Source organism: Microcoleus sp. SVA1B4, assembly GCF_036700545.1.
Lineage (GTDB): Bacteria > Cyanobacteriota > Cyanobacteriia > Cyanobacteriales > Microcoleaceae > Microcoleus.
The window spans coordinates 16,251-30,453 of the sequence record NZ_JAUBPB010000010.1; the positions used below are offsets into that span (position 1 = coordinate 16,251).

The 14,203-nt window shown below is 45.2% G+C and carries 16 protein-coding genes and 1 tRNA gene; 7 read left to right on the top strand and 10 right to left on the bottom strand.

Annotated elements, in window-relative coordinates:
* Positions 1-50: 50 nt before the first annotated feature.
* Positions 51-743, top strand: coding sequence for a hypothetical protein (locus QT987_RS07150; RefSeq protein ID WP_333238555.1), 693 nt, complete (start codon positions 51-53; stop codon positions 741-743).
* 308 nt (positions 744-1,051) lie between these two features.
* Here QT987_RS07150 and QT987_RS07155 read toward each other — a convergent pair whose 3' ends face one another.
* On the bottom strand, positions 1,052-1,813 hold the full coding sequence (locus tag QT987_RS07155) for a nucleotidyltransferase domain-containing protein (RefSeq protein ID WP_333238557.1): 762 nt from the start codon (positions 1,811-1,813) through the stop codon (positions 1,052-1,054).
* Positions 1,814-1,932: 119 nt separating this feature from the next.
* Positions 1,933-2,874: a DNA polymerase beta superfamily protein gene (locus tag QT987_RS07160; RefSeq protein WP_333238559.1), complete on the bottom strand. Its 942-nt coding sequence runs from the start codon at positions 2,872-2,874 to the stop codon at positions 1,933-1,935.
* Between the two features lie 135 nt (positions 2,875-3,009).
* Between QT987_RS07160 and QT987_RS07165 the strand changes: the two genes are divergently transcribed.
* The 5 genes from QT987_RS07165 to QT987_RS07185 all read left to right on the top strand — a co-directional run bounded on the left by QT987_RS07165 (position 3,010) and on the right by QT987_RS07185 (position 5,274).
* Positions 3,010-3,333, top strand: coding sequence for a type I restriction-modification enzyme R subunit C-terminal domain-containing protein (locus tag QT987_RS07165; protein WP_333238689.1), 324 nt, complete (start codon positions 3,010-3,012; stop codon positions 3,331-3,333).
* A 33-nt stretch (positions 3,334-3,366) separates the two neighbouring features.
* Complete coding sequence (locus QT987_RS07170) at positions 3,367-3,504, top strand: hypothetical protein (RefSeq protein WP_333238561.1); 138 nt, start codon at positions 3,367-3,369, stop codon at positions 3,502-3,504.
* Between the two features lie 82 nt (positions 3,505-3,586).
* Positions 3,587-4,633: a site-2 protease family protein gene (locus tag QT987_RS07175; protein ID WP_333238563.1), complete on the top strand. Its 1,047-nt coding sequence runs from the start codon at positions 3,587-3,589 to the stop codon at positions 4,631-4,633.
* Between the two features lie 237 nt (positions 4,634-4,870).
* Positions 4,871-5,068: a type II toxin-antitoxin system HicA family toxin gene (locus QT987_RS07180; RefSeq protein WP_333238565.1), complete on the top strand. Its 198-nt coding sequence runs from the start codon at positions 4,871-4,873 to the stop codon at positions 5,066-5,068.
* Positions 5,068-5,274: a type II toxin-antitoxin system HicB family antitoxin gene (locus tag QT987_RS07185; RefSeq protein WP_333210762.1), complete on the top strand. Its 207-nt coding sequence runs from the start codon at positions 5,068-5,070 to the stop codon at positions 5,272-5,274. Before QT987_RS07180 ends, QT987_RS07185 begins: the two co-directional genes overlap by 1 nt.
* A 58-nt stretch (positions 5,275-5,332) precedes the next feature.
* On the opposite strand, the gene QT987_RS07190 is transcribed toward QT987_RS07185, so the two are convergent.
* From QT987_RS07190 to QT987_RS07225, 8 genes are all read right to left on the bottom strand, one after another.
* Positions 5,333-5,737, bottom strand: a complete 405-nt coding sequence (locus QT987_RS07190) for a putative toxin-antitoxin system toxin component, PIN family (RefSeq protein WP_333238567.1) — start codon at positions 5,735-5,737, stop codon at positions 5,333-5,335.
* Positions 5,734-6,099 (bottom strand): hypothetical protein, encoded by a 366-nt coding sequence (locus QT987_RS07195; RefSeq protein ID WP_333238569.1) that lies wholly within the window; start codon positions 6,097-6,099, stop codon positions 5,734-5,736. The genes QT987_RS07190 and QT987_RS07195 overlap by 4 nt, the downstream gene beginning before the upstream one ends.
* A 190-nt stretch (positions 6,100-6,289) precedes the next feature.
* Positions 6,290-6,361, bottom strand: a tRNA-Val gene (locus QT987_RS07200).
* A gap of 125 nt (positions 6,362-6,486) precedes the next feature.
* The gene (locus QT987_RS07205) at positions 6,487-6,699 is read right to left on the bottom strand and encodes a DUF2839 domain-containing protein (protein ID WP_333055789.1); all 213 of its coding nucleotides are present in this window, start codon (positions 6,697-6,699) and stop codon (positions 6,487-6,489) included.
* A 65-nt stretch (positions 6,700-6,764) separates the two neighbouring features.
* The gene (locus QT987_RS07210; protein ID WP_333238571.1) at positions 6,765-8,273 is read right to left on the bottom strand and encodes a helicase C-terminal domain-containing protein; all 1,509 of its coding nucleotides are present in this window, start codon (positions 8,271-8,273) and stop codon (positions 6,765-6,767) included.
* A 22-nt stretch (positions 8,274-8,295) separates the two neighbouring features.
* Complete coding sequence (locus QT987_RS07215) at positions 8,296-9,825, bottom strand: pentapeptide repeat-containing protein (protein ID WP_333238573.1); 1,530 nt, start codon at positions 9,823-9,825, stop codon at positions 8,296-8,298.
* Between the two features lie 205 nt (positions 9,826-10,030).
* A complete protein-coding gene (locus tag QT987_RS07220; protein ID WP_333238575.1) occupies positions 10,031-11,593 on the bottom strand; it encodes a pentapeptide repeat-containing protein in 1,563 nt (520 codons plus the stop codon).
* Positions 11,594-11,689: 96 nt separating this feature from the next.
* On the bottom strand, positions 11,690-13,252 hold the full coding sequence (locus tag QT987_RS07225; protein WP_333055793.1) for a pentapeptide repeat-containing protein: 1,563 nt from the start codon (positions 13,250-13,252) through the stop codon (positions 11,690-11,692).
* A gap of 38 nt (positions 13,253-13,290) precedes the next feature.
* Here QT987_RS07225 and QT987_RS07230 point away from each other — a divergent pair, with 38 nt between their 5' ends.
* Positions 13,291-14,130, top strand: a complete 840-nt coding sequence (locus QT987_RS07230) for a prephenate/arogenate dehydrogenase (RefSeq protein WP_333238576.1) — start codon at positions 13,291-13,293, stop codon at positions 14,128-14,130.
* The last annotated feature ends 73 nt before the right edge of the window (positions 14,131-14,203 follow it).

Sequence of the window (14,203 nt, forward strand, 5' to 3'; positions counted from 1 at the left end):
TGCTGCTTCGAGTGGTCGCCTGTCTAGTTGTACTATCTTTCTTAAGTCAGATGACTATGTACTTCTTGCCGGATTACCCGTCTAGAGACTTCTTAGCAAATGGATTCAACGTTGATTACGAGGGGAACATTCCAACCTTCTACTCATTTTTGACATTGCTGTTTAGTTCTCTCTTGCTGGGTTCGATCGCCTATGCGAAAAAGTTGGATAGCGATCGCTACGAGAATCACTGGAAAATTTTATCATTCATCTTTTTAGGTCTATCTGTAGACGAAATTGGTCAATTGCACGAAAAGCTGGTTTACCCGATGCGAAACCTGCTAAATGCCACAGGATTTCTTTACTTTACTTGGATTGTGCCGATCGGTTTTCTAGTAGCGATATTTCTTTTTTCCTACAGTAAGTTCGTGTTGCACCTTCCTGTTTCAACGAGAAAATTGTTTGTTGCAGCAGCCGCTATTTATATTGGAGGAGCCATCGGAGTGGAAATGCTAGCGGGATACATAGTTTATACAGCGGGACCGGGGGATATATCCTACGTGATAGCAACGACGATTGAAGAGTCATTAGAAATGGTGGCAATCGTTATATTTATCCACGCCTTGACTTCATATATCAAGACATATGTAGGCGGCGTAAGTTGGAATTTTTACATACCAGGAAAAAACTCACCAGTTACCGACCCTCAAAATACCGGCATACCTGCCCTTAACGCAACAGCCAACACAAATCTATTAAGGTGAATCACTTAAAACCGGGTTTAATGGACACGAAAATACTGCATTATGGCCTTTGATATCATTTCCGGTAACATTCATACATGATGTTGACTGTTGACTGTTGACGCCGTGAACAATGAACAGTTAACGCCGTGAACAGTGAACTCGAATGTACTATTCCGATGCTAACGGATTTGATATGAGCAGGATGAAAAACCCGGTTTCTTTGGTACTGATGTGTACTGGACTGGAGGTTCTGTGCTCTTCGGCGCACAAAACGACTAATATATAGGGTGCTTGCTACACTAAAGACTAATTAAACGTGGAACAGCTTAGTTCACAGATGACATCCTCACCTTTACCAAAAAATCGTTAAGAGCAACCTTTGCATTAGGATTTGACGGCAAATGACTTGTAAAACTTGCATCTTCTAATATATTAATTAGCCGATCGCGCTCTTGCTGATAAAATTCAATATCTGTATCTTCCAGCACTGATTTTTCCTCCCCAGCCAGCTTGCGATCGATCAAATCAGGAATATACGACAACTGGAATTTATCATTAAGTTTCACCAAATTCGCCTCCACTTCCCCCGTTTGCATCAAGTGAATCCCCGCCAGCAACACCCGGTAAACATACAGCAGCGGCTTAACCCGACGCGGGCGTTCTTTCTCAAACAATTTCCATTGAGTTTTAGCAAAACCGAGATAGTGGTGGCTGTGGTGCTTGGTGATGCAGTGAGAGGCAATAGCCTTTAATTCTTCGTGTTCCTTTGTACTGTAAACTATGAGTGGCGAATACAGTTGTTCTAGCACGTAGCCGTTACGCTTCAACAGCAACTCAAAAAATTTCTTGATGTCGTGAGTTACTAAATCGAGTTGCATTCCCTCCCGAACTTCCGAAACTTCGATTGTTTCTTCTCCACAAATCAGTCCAATTACTTTCGGTAGCGGCAAAATGTGTACTCCCCGCAAGTCGAAGTCAGAATCTGCGGAAGGAAAGCCGTATAAGTGCGAACCGCTGACAGTCGCAAACAGCAGCGGGTAAGGTTGAACGGAGATAATTTGGGCGAGATTCGAGATGTATTCTGTCATTTATTCAACATTTTATCAATGCTAATTTAAATTTCGGTTAAACAAGCGCAAATACCTGTAGGGGCGGGTTTTACCAACCATATATGTCTCAAATTAATGCTCTCGTAAACCCGCCCCTTTTAGCCGATCGCACCTCTACGAGATTTAATCAAAAACAGATTCGCTTTCTCGTAATTAGGACGTTCCGGTAAGGAAGTTGCAGCAAAAGCGCGATCGAACTCACCGTGCAAACTCAACCGCCAGCGATTCACCTCATCCCAGGATATTTCTTGGTTGCGGATAGATAAAAGTTGCGATCGATAATCCTGCACGCGAACAGGCACAAACCCCTCCTGGAGGACAGTAATTCCTGACAGCAACAAGCGAATTAAGTGCATCGCGTGCTTCCAACGAATTTCCCCGGTATTGCGGAGGTCTTGCTCCATTTTTTTAAATTGAGACAAAACGTAGCTATTGTAAGTTTGATAAACCAATTGAGAAAGAAAGATTTCCCTAATTTCCAGCAATTCTTGTGCTACAGGAGAAACAGTTTCTACTAAAGGCGTGTACAAACATTCTAGCACATTTGGATTAGCTTTGAGTGCCAAAACTAGAAACTTTTGCAGTTCCCAATAGCATTCCTGATTTTCCTTGTTTTCCAATTGTTCTGGGATGCCGTAAAGCGACCAATGAAGAATTGCGGGCGGCAGGTAAATCCCGCGTCTGTCTGTATCGGATTGCTCGTTATCAAGACCATAAGCTCTCGAACCAAGAATGCAGCGGTAAATTACAGAATCATAGAGGTTGTATTCTGCAAGAAAATCTCCTCCTGACTGCAATCCTTCGCTCTGAAACTGCTTGCGGATGCTGAGTTCGTGCCGCCGCAGACTAACTTGTGTTCCGTCTGGGAGTTGGACTAAATATGCGTGGGAATTGTCCGTAGGCGATTGAACGATGACACCTACTAATCCCGGTTTCCAAGATTGGTCGCCGGCGGGGTTTTTGACCTCGATTTTGGTGACAATTTGGGTTCCTGCGGGTAGGATTAAGTTGAAATTTTGAGGAATATTGGCATTTGCCATGAGGGAACCTCCTGCGGGGCACGAGCTACAATGTTAGTGTAGCATAGGTGTAGTATAGGATGGGGTTTTGGGCGATCGCGTCCCTGCCCGCAAGCTACGGCAGTTTTGGCCTTGTTGAAAATTGTCTAATTAATTATCAAGGAGGAATACCGCCAACGAGTTGAGGCGAAGGTGTTGGAGATTGTGGAGACTCACCAGACGATCACAGCAATTCGCAATGGGGAAGCGGTGACGGACTTGCAACTGGTGGCGTTAGAGCGTACACTGAGGCAAGAGTTACGTGGGGGGAACGTGCAGTTGTCGGAGTCGAATATTCGCAAGGCGTTTAATCTGAAGGTGAATAGTTTATTATCGTTTCTGCGAGAGTTGTTCGAGATTGAGGCATTGCCGGATTATCAGGAAGTGGTAAGGCGGAATTTTGAGGAGTTTTTGCAAGAGCGCCAGTTTAATGCGAATTAGATTCGGTTGTTACGGGCGGTGCAGAATGTGTTTTTGAAGAATCGGCGGTTGGAAGTGGCGGAGTTGTATGAGGAGCCGTTGGATCGGTTTGGAGAGGATGCGGTGGAAAGGTGGTTTACTGAAGATGAGATGGACGAGTTGATTGAGTTTACAGAGCAGTTTGCTGCTTAATCACAGCCTATTACCCTCCGCTATATCTGTAGTATTTTATGTTGTAACCTACTTATAAATATTTCTTATGGGAAGTTTAATAGTGATAATTTTGATTATTTATGCTTGGACGTATTTTTCAATTTGTTGTCATGAAATGGGGCATTTTACTTTTGCAAAGTTAGCAGGAATGTCACCATACTTGGTGAAAATTGGCATAGGATACAAACCTTTAAAATTGCAATTATTTAATGCAATATTTGAGTTTAGAATTTTACCTTATTGCGGAATAACTCATGCTTATCACTTAACTCTCGATCGCATTAAGTTAAGATTTATATTTTTTGCAAGTGGTGGAGTTTTTGCCAATTTTATTCTTTTAGTAGTGTTGATTAATTTGTTAAAATTTCAAGGTGGTTTAATAATCGGGATTCTCATTATTATTGAAGTCATATTATTGCTTGCTAATCTTATACCAAGTGAAGTTAAAATATATCAAAAAAACATTCACAATGATGGAAAACAAATTATTTCAGCATTATTTACAAATTATCAAAAAATTTTTAAGGATGTTTTAGAAGAATATAATAAACAATTATATAGGTATAAAAATGATAAAGAAATTTTACCTAAAACATTCTTAGGTAATGATGTAAGGACTTTGCAAATATTTATTGAGGCACAAACAAAACTATACACTCATCATGCTTTTGAAGAAGCCGTAGAATTATTTTTAGAAGTTTTAAATTCCAAAAATATATCTAATCCTGAAAAAGCCTTTATTCTAGATCATTTAGCTTGTATTGTGGCGATGAACGGATACAAAAAATATTTAAATGATGCTGATAAATGGTCGCAAGAAGCAATAGGACTAGCAAGTCAATCCAAAACTTTAAAAGGAACTAGAGGTGCTATATTAATAGAACTAGGTAGGTATGACGAAGGAAAACAATTGCTTTTACCCTTGACCGAACCAGAAAACGAAGCTCTGGATATAGCAGTTAGTAGTTGTTATATTGCTAAAGCAGAATATTTCCTTGGCAATATAGAAAGGGTAAGCGAGTGGTTAGCTAATGCTAAAAAAAGCGGTGGAGCTGATGCTGACAAGGTATTGAAACGCATACAACAAGAGATTAATTATTATGTTTAGATGGGTATTACTTGTGAATATATTAGGTGGAAGAGACAAACTAATCTATGGTCACTGACCCCGAACGACGCTCGAAGGTTGACCAACTTTGGGATAAATTGTAGTCGTAGGGACTCTCAAACCCAAAGCAGGATGAGGTTTTGCATCTGTCGCCCCGCTTACAATGGAGAGGTTGGTGAAGTTAGAGCATATTATGGGGATAGAAGTGGGAGAGTTGATGAGTTTTATAGATGAAAAATGAAAGTTAGAGAAGTTATTAAAATGTTAGAAGATGATGGTTGGTATTTAGCTAGAACAAAGGGCAGTCATCGTCAATTTAAACACCCAAAAAAGGCTGGGACTGTCACGGTGTCAGGTAATTTAGGCGTTGATATGCCAATTGGTACGCTTAAAAGTGTTTGGCGGCAAGCTCAACTAGAAGAGGAGGAAGATTAATGCGTTATGCTGTTGTAATTGAGAAGGGTGAAACTAGCTACGGTGCGTATGTTCCCGATTTACCGGGATGTGTAGCTGTGGCTGAAAGTTTAGAAGATGTGAGGCATTTAATTAAAGAGGCGATCGCATTTCATATTGAAGGACTACAAGAGGATGCTTTTCCCATTCCCGAACCTGTCTCTATTTGCGAATATGTTGAAGCTTAAGCTAAACACCAATTACTTTTTATTTTCAGTCAGCAGTCTTGGTTTTGTTAAACATGGTCTAATTCATTATCAATTCTGCAAACAGAGAAACAGAAATAATTAACGTATTCTCTAAACTCTGAACTTCAGTAAAATCGCGATCGCCTGTAATTAAAAAATCAGCATTAGCAGAGAGTGCACAAGCAATAAACTTAGCATCTTTTTGATCTCTAGGGAAATCAATTTCTATAGATACATCAATGATTTTGGTTGAGGATTGAATCAAATTCAACCATCTTTGTTTCTGAACATCTGTTAATTTTAGTTTTCGTCTGCTTAATACCTCCTGATACTCTGCTAAAATTTCTTCTGAAACTACCCATTCATAATCAGGTTGATTGATAACCCAGCTAATAACAGAAGCTGGTTTTCTTCCAGCGATCGCCGCAGATACTAAAATATTAGTATCTATAACAACTCTCATTCTCCACTCCGATAAGCTGCAATTTCTTCGGCAATTTCTTCATCAGTTAAAGGACGATCGGCGTGTAAAGCCTGGGTTTCTTCACATAAGTTGTTAAAATCTTCAGCTAAAGCTTGTCTGTACGGATCGGGCTGATAACTCTTCTTAAGTTCCCGGCTCATTTTAATTTTTTCTGCGAGTAACTCTTGTGCAGGTTTTCCTGAAAGAATCGTTACTACTTGCCGAGGTAGATTAAGATGCTGTTTTTCTGACAAAGCTTTTAAAGCATCAGTAATTACCTGATCGGGGGTTGTATATTTCCCTGTCTCTAACTGTTGTTGCAATAACTTTTCTTGTTCTGAGTTCAGAATTATTTGGATCATAAAGTTACCTCTCTAAATAATCTCCAGCCGTTTGATATCTGTAGGGCTCAAGCATTTGGGCGACAATTTATGTTGAAAACCTGTAATTTTATCCCCAAATGCTTCACCCTCCAACCTTGATTGCGCGATCGCACTCCGACAGGATATTTTATTTTTTGGAGATTTCTAATGAGTCCCCATCAATTTTGAATGGGCAATACTGGATTTGAACCAGTGACCCCTTCCGTGTGAAGGAAGTGCGCTACCACTGTGCTAATTGCCCGCAGATAATTACCATACCATACCAAGTCCTAATTTGCAACTAAATTTTTCCTAAAAATTCAGCCGCTGGTTTCCGAGTTAAACTCGACACAATGCCAAGAATACAGGCATTTGTCGAGTCTGGCATCAGTTAACCTGCCACCAACCCGCCGACGGGCCGACAAACCGCACTACAATCCACCAAACAACCAAAAGACTAATCCCCATCCAGCTTCCGCGACTTGTCCACTTCACAAAATCTTCGCTTTGGGTTTTCGTGATTGGCAGCCAGGGAAGGATGCGCTCTTCTTTACCGTATTCGTCGCCGATCGACTCTTTGCGACGCTTAGCTTCACCCATAATCTTTGTCTACTAAATTAGATTTCAACTGGATACCTAACCAAATTATACGCCAACAGGTCATCTCAAGCCTGCGTCAGCCAAGTCGTATCCAAATAATCAATCCTCGCAAAAGGACTCAAAGCCGCTAAAACCTGCTGTCCATAACTGCGGTGAATCACCCTGCTGTCGAAAATCGCCACAACCCCTTGACGTTCTCGCACAGGCGCGATCGCCCGTTGCAACTCATTCAGCGCCGCCGGCAGCAAATACAACCGAAACCAATCCTTGCGCCGTTCCTTATAATAAGCCACACGCGCCGTCACCAAAGGATTCTCCAAAGAAGGTAGCGGCAAAGTTGCCATCGCCAGCAAGTGAGGCGCGCTCAATTCCCCCTGATGTTCCCGCCAAAACTCCCACCCTGTCACCAAAATCGCATTCTCGCCCACATCAGTCTTTTCTACCTGCACCCTAGAACCGAACTCAGAAGCCAAAATTGCCGCCAGCCGAGCCTTCAGCGGTACATCACCAACAATCAGCACAGTTAAACCCGCCACCGACGCGCTCATCAACAGCAAAGTCCGAATTTCTTCCATTAAAACACCCTGAAATTCCGGCGTATTTGGCAGCGGCAGCCAGTTGGGAATGTACAGTTGAATTAATTCGCTTTGTCGATCGGGCGAAAACTTCACGCTGGTCAATTCTGGCAGTCCCAGCATTTGCCGGAAGATCGGAGCCTTCGGTTCCACATCCACCGCCCCCCCAATCAACACCACAGGCTGACAATCCCAAATTTTGCTCAAAACCTCAGCCACCTGAATCGGCGCGCAGAACAGAGAAAATGACCCAGCCTCCCGATTAATTTCCGCCCACCGCAGTGTTCCGTTTCCTTCCCACCGCTGCCAAAAATTGCTCCAAGCAGCCGGAATTAGGGAGTTTGGCTCGATTTTTTCAAACAGCCCCTGCAAAATATTTTGCTCTGCGGTTTCCAGCAAATAGCATTCCTCTGGTTTCGCCGGATGCTGAAAGAAAGCCCGCGTTAGCAGTACCCGCCCTTGGAGGATTGCATCGGCTTCCAAAGGCTGAGATTGCATTAAATCATTCCAGTCAGCAGGTTGCAAACACGCCGTCAATTGCTGGCGCGTCCAAACTTCCAAGTCATCCACACCGTCGATAATTGTCGGAATATTCCTGTGAAGTTCCGAATTTGCCGCCAAGCGAGCCGCCAGCCAAGACTGCGGATCTGCTAGCATCAATCCTCGTCCAGTGGCATGATCCGAATAAGTGTCGATCGACTTATCAGTTTGCAGCCACTCTTGCAAACGCGGAATTTCCACTGCTCTCAAATGCTCGATCACCCGTGTAGGCGCGACTAATATCACAGGCTCTGGCCACATCAAAATCGGCATCAAATAGCTGACTCGATACCGCTGTCGGTAAGCTCCAGCGGGAAGCCCTGTTTGGATCAGAGCGCTGCGCCCCAAGCGCAAAGCCCGCGCCACGAGCCGCGCCATTGTTAAATGGTGGGGCCAGTGCGGCTCGGAGTTCGATCGCAGGAAGCGGAGTAGCGAATTGTGGACTTCTACCTCAATCAATCGATTGTACTGTTAACATTCCTCACTCAACATAATCAAAACTGGCCAGAAAATCAACTACTTTTTGACCGAGAGGCAAACAGAATTTACTCGGCTGATGACTTGCACCTCCCTTCCCAAAATTCCCGTGAGAATTCACCATCAAACTCTCCTGTCCCGAACTAATTAAAATAGTTTGGGTAGGTGACTCAAAAAACTTTGTTGGCTGACTCACCTGTGATATATTAGAGACCAAATTCATCAACTCATTTAATTTATTTGTAGCTGTACTCAATGCTTTACGCAACTGCAATATTCGTTTCTCATCCAAATTTTGACTTTCAATGTTTTTGCCGATAACCATAATATTTCTCTGAGTTTGTAGAGCATCCTTAAAAGGAAGAATCGCTAAAAAAGCTGCTGGCAATAAATGCTCATCGCTCTCAAATCTAAAAGTTAGAGTTGTGCGACGGTAGCCGACTTCAATATTAGGAGGAAAAATCATTGCCCGGTAATGCCGAGCTATTTCGCTGTAAGCTGTTGCTAAAGTGCTGTTTGCTGAGTAGTCTAAAAGTGCGTCAACCACAATTTGCACTAACCCAGGCGTGTGATTTAAAAATTTTATCGATTCTGACGGCGAATTAAATTGTTGAATCAGAGTGCGATCGCCTGCGGGGCTGAGGTCAACCCACTGGCAAGTAATATCATCTACGATGATGCCACACCGAGGAACCAAATACAGTTTTGCTCCTGTTAAAGTTGCTCCCCTCAAATCAGCGCCCACCCAATCTGCATTAATCAAATTTGTTTCTGTCAAATCAGCGTGAACGAAACTAGCACTTCCTAAATTAGTATTTCTTAAATCTGCTCCGTTAAGGTTAGCTCCGCTCAATTTAGCAAAGCTCAGATCGGCGCCGCTGAGGTTAGCTCCCGTCAAATCAGCCCATTTAAGGTTAGCTCCGCTCAAATTGGCACTGCTGAGATTCACCTGTTGCAAAGAAGCTTGTCTCATATCGGCATTGCTCAAATTGACGCCGCTAAGTTCTGCTTTCGTCAAATCTGCGCCATGCAAGTTAGCTTCTTGAAAGTTAGCTGAAGCAGCCGAAGCACCTCTGAGATTTGCACCGGAAAGATTAGCACCGCACAGGTTAGCTTCCGTCAGTTTTACCTCTCTTAAATCTGCTTCAGTCATGTTAGCACCGCTGAAGTTAGTTTTGCTGAGTTCGCAGCGGACTAATTCGCTTCTAATCAGGGATGCTCGGATTAATTGAGCTGCACTTAAATCGGCTCTGACTAAGTTTGCTACGTTGAGAGTCGCCCCGTTTAAGATTGCCCGCGACAGGTTGGTACTGCTGAGTCTAGCCACATTCAGGTTAGCTTCGCTCAAGTTAGCGTCGCTCAAATTAGCGCCGCTGAGGTTGGTGACAAATAAGCTAGCCCGCCTTAAAATTGATTGGCTGAGGTTGATGCGGCTGAGATTAGCTTCATTCAGGTTCATTCCTGTGAAATCTCTGTCACCTTCTGTGTATCTTTTGACGATTGCAAATCGTTTGAGCAGTTCTTCAGCTTCCATTTTTTTTACCTGAATGAAATGGCAATCGGCTCACTTTTTTATGGCATAAGCTGTGGAGCATTTAAACCAGTAACGAGGCTAGTAGGGTGCGTCAGCTAGAACCCTTACGCTGAAACGGAAAACCTTAGATGCTGACGCACCTTACGCAAGTCCTTTAAATGCCGAACAGCATAAATAGAAATAATATCAAATTCATTTATAGTATTTACTCACCGAGCTGATAAAAGCTTTTGACAAACTCAATGACAGTATTTAGCGGCGGGGTGGTAAATCTTTGGGCTTTAATTGCAGGACTGATAGAGGTTTTGTTGACTCCAGGCAAATTGGTCAAGTTTCTGCCAAAGTCTGGGTGATAGTGAATCATCAAACTTTCGGCGCTGGAGTTAGCCAGTACAGTTTGGGTAGGCGATTGGAAAAAACTTGACATCGGTTCGCGATCGAGGCGAATCGGCTGAATTTTCATTTCCCCTATTTTTCTCATTGTTTGGGTCAGGGCAACGTTTAATTGCACTACCATATTTGAGACTCTGACACCCAAGTTATTACCACTTTGGGGTTGAATCATCTTGATCAGAGTCATCAAATTTTTCTGAGTAAATGCTGCATCACTAAAGGGAGTAATCGCCACGAAAGCTGTGGGAAATAGTTGCTCGTCCTGTTCTATTCTAAATGATATGATTGTGCGTCGAGAATTAACTTCGATACTGGGAGGATGGTTCAAAGCAGGGTATTGACGGGCAATTTGGCGGTAGGTAGCTGCAAGGACAAAGTTAGCATCCGGGTCGAGGGGTCGATCGACAATAATTTGAACTGTCGGCGGTGTAGCATTGAAAAACCTTTGAGATTCTTCTGGGGTAAAGCGCTGAATGTGGCTGCGATCGCCGTTAGGACTGAGGTCAACCCAATCGCAGGTAATGTCATCTGCTTTCACATCAAACCTCGACACCGCGTAAATTTTTGCCCCCGTCAGGGCCGCCCCCGTCAAATCGGCGCCCACCCAATCAGCGTGAATCAAATTCGCTTGAGTCAAATCCGCGTGTACCAGAGTAGCGTTCAAGAGATTGACATTGCTCAAATTTGCCCCGTACAAGTTGGCCCCGCTCAATCTCGCTTCATCGAGGTCAGCACCGGTCAGGTTCGCCCCGCTGAGGTCAGCCCACCGGAGATTAGCGCCTCGCAAGTCAGCGCCGCTGAGGTTGGCCTGAGACAGATTAGCTTGTCTGAGTTCGGCATTGCAGAGGTTGACTCCTCGCAAGTCTGCCCTGCTGAGGTCGGCTCTGTGCAAGTTGGCCCGTTCCAAGTTGGCCGCTGTTAGAAAAGCGCCTCTAAGGTGAGCCCCGCTGAGGTCGGCTTGCTCTAGATTGGCTTCTCTGAGGGTTGCTTCTCTCAAATCTGCTTCGCTGAGATTTGCGCCGCTCAAGTTTGCACTGCTGAGGTTGGCTCGAATCAGTTCGGATCTGATCAGTGTAGCTTCGACGAGTTGGGCTTCGCTGAGGTCGGCTCGAATCAAGTTTGCCACGTTGAGGATAGCGCCGCTGAGGTTGGCTTTGTGGAGATTGGCACCGCTGAGTCTGGCAACATTGAGTTTGGCTTTTCTCATGTTGGCGTTTGACAAATTGGTGCCACTCATGTTGGTGAGGCTTAAGATTGCCTCACTGAAATTAGCCCCGCTGAGATCGATCCTGCTGAGATTTGCCTCGCAAAGGAGGATGGCAGTAAAGTCTCTTTCTCCTGCTGCATATTTTGTGATGAGTTCTTCGGCATCCATGCTTTTGAATTTCCCTGATGTGTTAGCTAGAACAAAGCTTTGTTGTGCCAACCTTTAAACTAGAATAAGCATTTTCTGTAACTTGATGCAATATGCTTAAACATCTATATTGTGGAAGCCTTTTATAAAATCCAAAATGCTACTGATATTAGTTTGAGCCAATTTTGCGATCTCGGCTAACTTGCCAGAGGTTGAGTTACTTGGGTCGTATTTTTTAATCAGGCGCTTGCCGAAGGCTGGGTGGTGATATACGCTGAGTCTTTGGTCGCGGGAATTAATTAAGATCATTTGTGTGGGAATTTGAAAGAAATTGATGCTTTCGCCGATTTTTGGAAAAGAACTGGAAATTTTTATTTGGTCTACTTTGCTGATAGCTTGGTTGAGAGCTTTGCTACATAACTGAACGTGTTTAGATTCTTTGACGTTAAGTTTGCCTGCATCGTGGGATTGAATCATTTTCATCAAAGCTATTAGGTTTTTTTGAGTTATGGCAGCGTCGTTAAAAGGAATGATGGCAACGTAAGCGGTGGCAAATAATTTATCGTCGCTGTCCATTTTAAAGGCGAGTACGGTGCGTCTGGAGCTGACTTCGATCGTGGGAGGCTGACTTAAACTCGGGTATTGTTGGGCAATTTGGTAATAAGTTGCAGCTAGTGCAAAATGAGCGCCTTGGTCTAAGGGCGAGTCAATTACAATCCGAACTGTGGGCAAGGTTTCGTGAAAAAATTCGTGGGTTCCTCCTGAGTTCAACCAGTAAATTTGGCTGTGGTCGCCGTTGGGGCTCAGATCGACCCACTTGCAGGTCATGCCTTCGGTTTTGATGCCCAGTCGCGAAACTGCGTGGAGTTTGGCTCCGGTTAAGGTGGCTCCGGTTAAGTCGGCTCCAATCCAGTCGGCGCGGATCAGATAGGCATTTGTCAGGTCGGCGTGCACTAAGCTGGCATTCAGCAAGTTGGCGTGGCAGAGGTCGGCTCGGCTGAGGTCGGCGCCGCTCAATTTGGCTTCGCTGAGGTCGGCCCAGCGGAGATTGCAACCGCTGAGTATTGCCCAGCGCAAATTGACGCCGCTGAGGTCGGCGCCGCTGAGTACGGCTTGAGTTAGGTTGGCTTGTCTCAGTTCTGTGCCTCGCAAGTCGGCGCCGCTGAGGTCGGCTCGGCTGAGGTCGGCTCCTTGCAGGTTGGCTTGTTCGAGGTTGGCTTCTGTCAAGCACGCGCCGCTGAGGTGAGCGCCTCGAAGGTTGGCTTGAGCGAGGTTGGCTCCTCGAAGGGTGGCTTCGGTGAGGGTGGCGCCGCTGAGGTTTGCGCCGCTGAGGTTTGCGCCGCTGAGTTCGGCTCGAATGAGCTCGGCTCTGATCAGTTTGGCTCCTATGAGTATGGCTTTTTTGAGGTCAACTCGCACTAGGTAAGCGACGTTGAGGTCGGCGTCGGTGAGGTCGGCGCCGCCTAGATGGGCGCCACTGAGTCTGGCAATGTTGAGTTTTGCACCTGTGAGGTTGGTTTTGCTGAGGTTGGCTCCGCTCAGGTTTGCTACACTCAGATTCGCACCCTTGAGGTTGGCTCCGCTCAAGTTGACGCCGCTGAGGTTGGCCTCAGTCAGGTTGATTCCGGCAAAGTTTCTTTCTCCGGCGGCATATTTCTTCAGGAGTTCCTCGACTGTCATGGGGGCGGCACCGTATCAAATATCCCCATTTTATTGCTATGAATATCGGTATTGTCGGACTGGGTTTAATTGGTGGCTCGATCGGGCTGGATTTACGATCGCGCGGGTTTAATGTTTTGGGGGTTTCGAGTCGGCAGCAGACTTGCGATCGGGCGCAAGCTCGCGGTGTTGTCAATGAAGCCAGCATAAACCTGTCTCTGATGGCAGCAGCCGATGTGGTTTTTATTTGCACGCCACTGGGGTCGATCGAGCCGATCGTCCGAGACTTAGTTCCGTATCTTTCCCCTGATACTATTGTAACGGATGTCGGTTCCGTAAAAACACCCATAGTGCAGGCTGTGTCTCCTCTGTGGCCGAATTTTGTGGGGGGACACCCGATGGCGGGGACTGCTGAAAGCGGAATTGAGGCGGCGATACCGGATTTGTTTGTGGGCCGGCCTTATGTGGTGACACCGATTGCCCAAACGCCGGCGTTTGCGGTGGATAAGGTTGAGGAAATTGCGCGGTTGCTGGGTGCTAAAGTTTACCGATGTGAGCCGGAAGAGCACGATCGAGCTGTGGCTTGGATTTCTCATTTGCCGCTCATGGCGAGCGCGACGCTGGTTGCTGCGTGCGATCGAGAGGGCGATCGGGATATTGTTAATTTAGCCCAACATTTGGCGAGTTCGGGTTTTCGGGATACGAGCCGGGTGGGGGGTGGCAATCCCGAACTGGGAGTGATGGTGGCAAAGTACAATCGAGAGGAATTATTGCGATCGCTCTCTATTTACCGCGACAGTCTCGACGAGTTCATCAGCGATATCGAAGCGGAAAATTGGCAAAGTCTCGAACACAAGCTGAAGCTGACTCAACAAGCGAGACAGAATTACAACTTGTGATCCAAAATTTACAACCCAATTCAACCAGTAATTCACGTTCAGATTGAGGCGCAAATAGTTGGTGTAGTCGCTA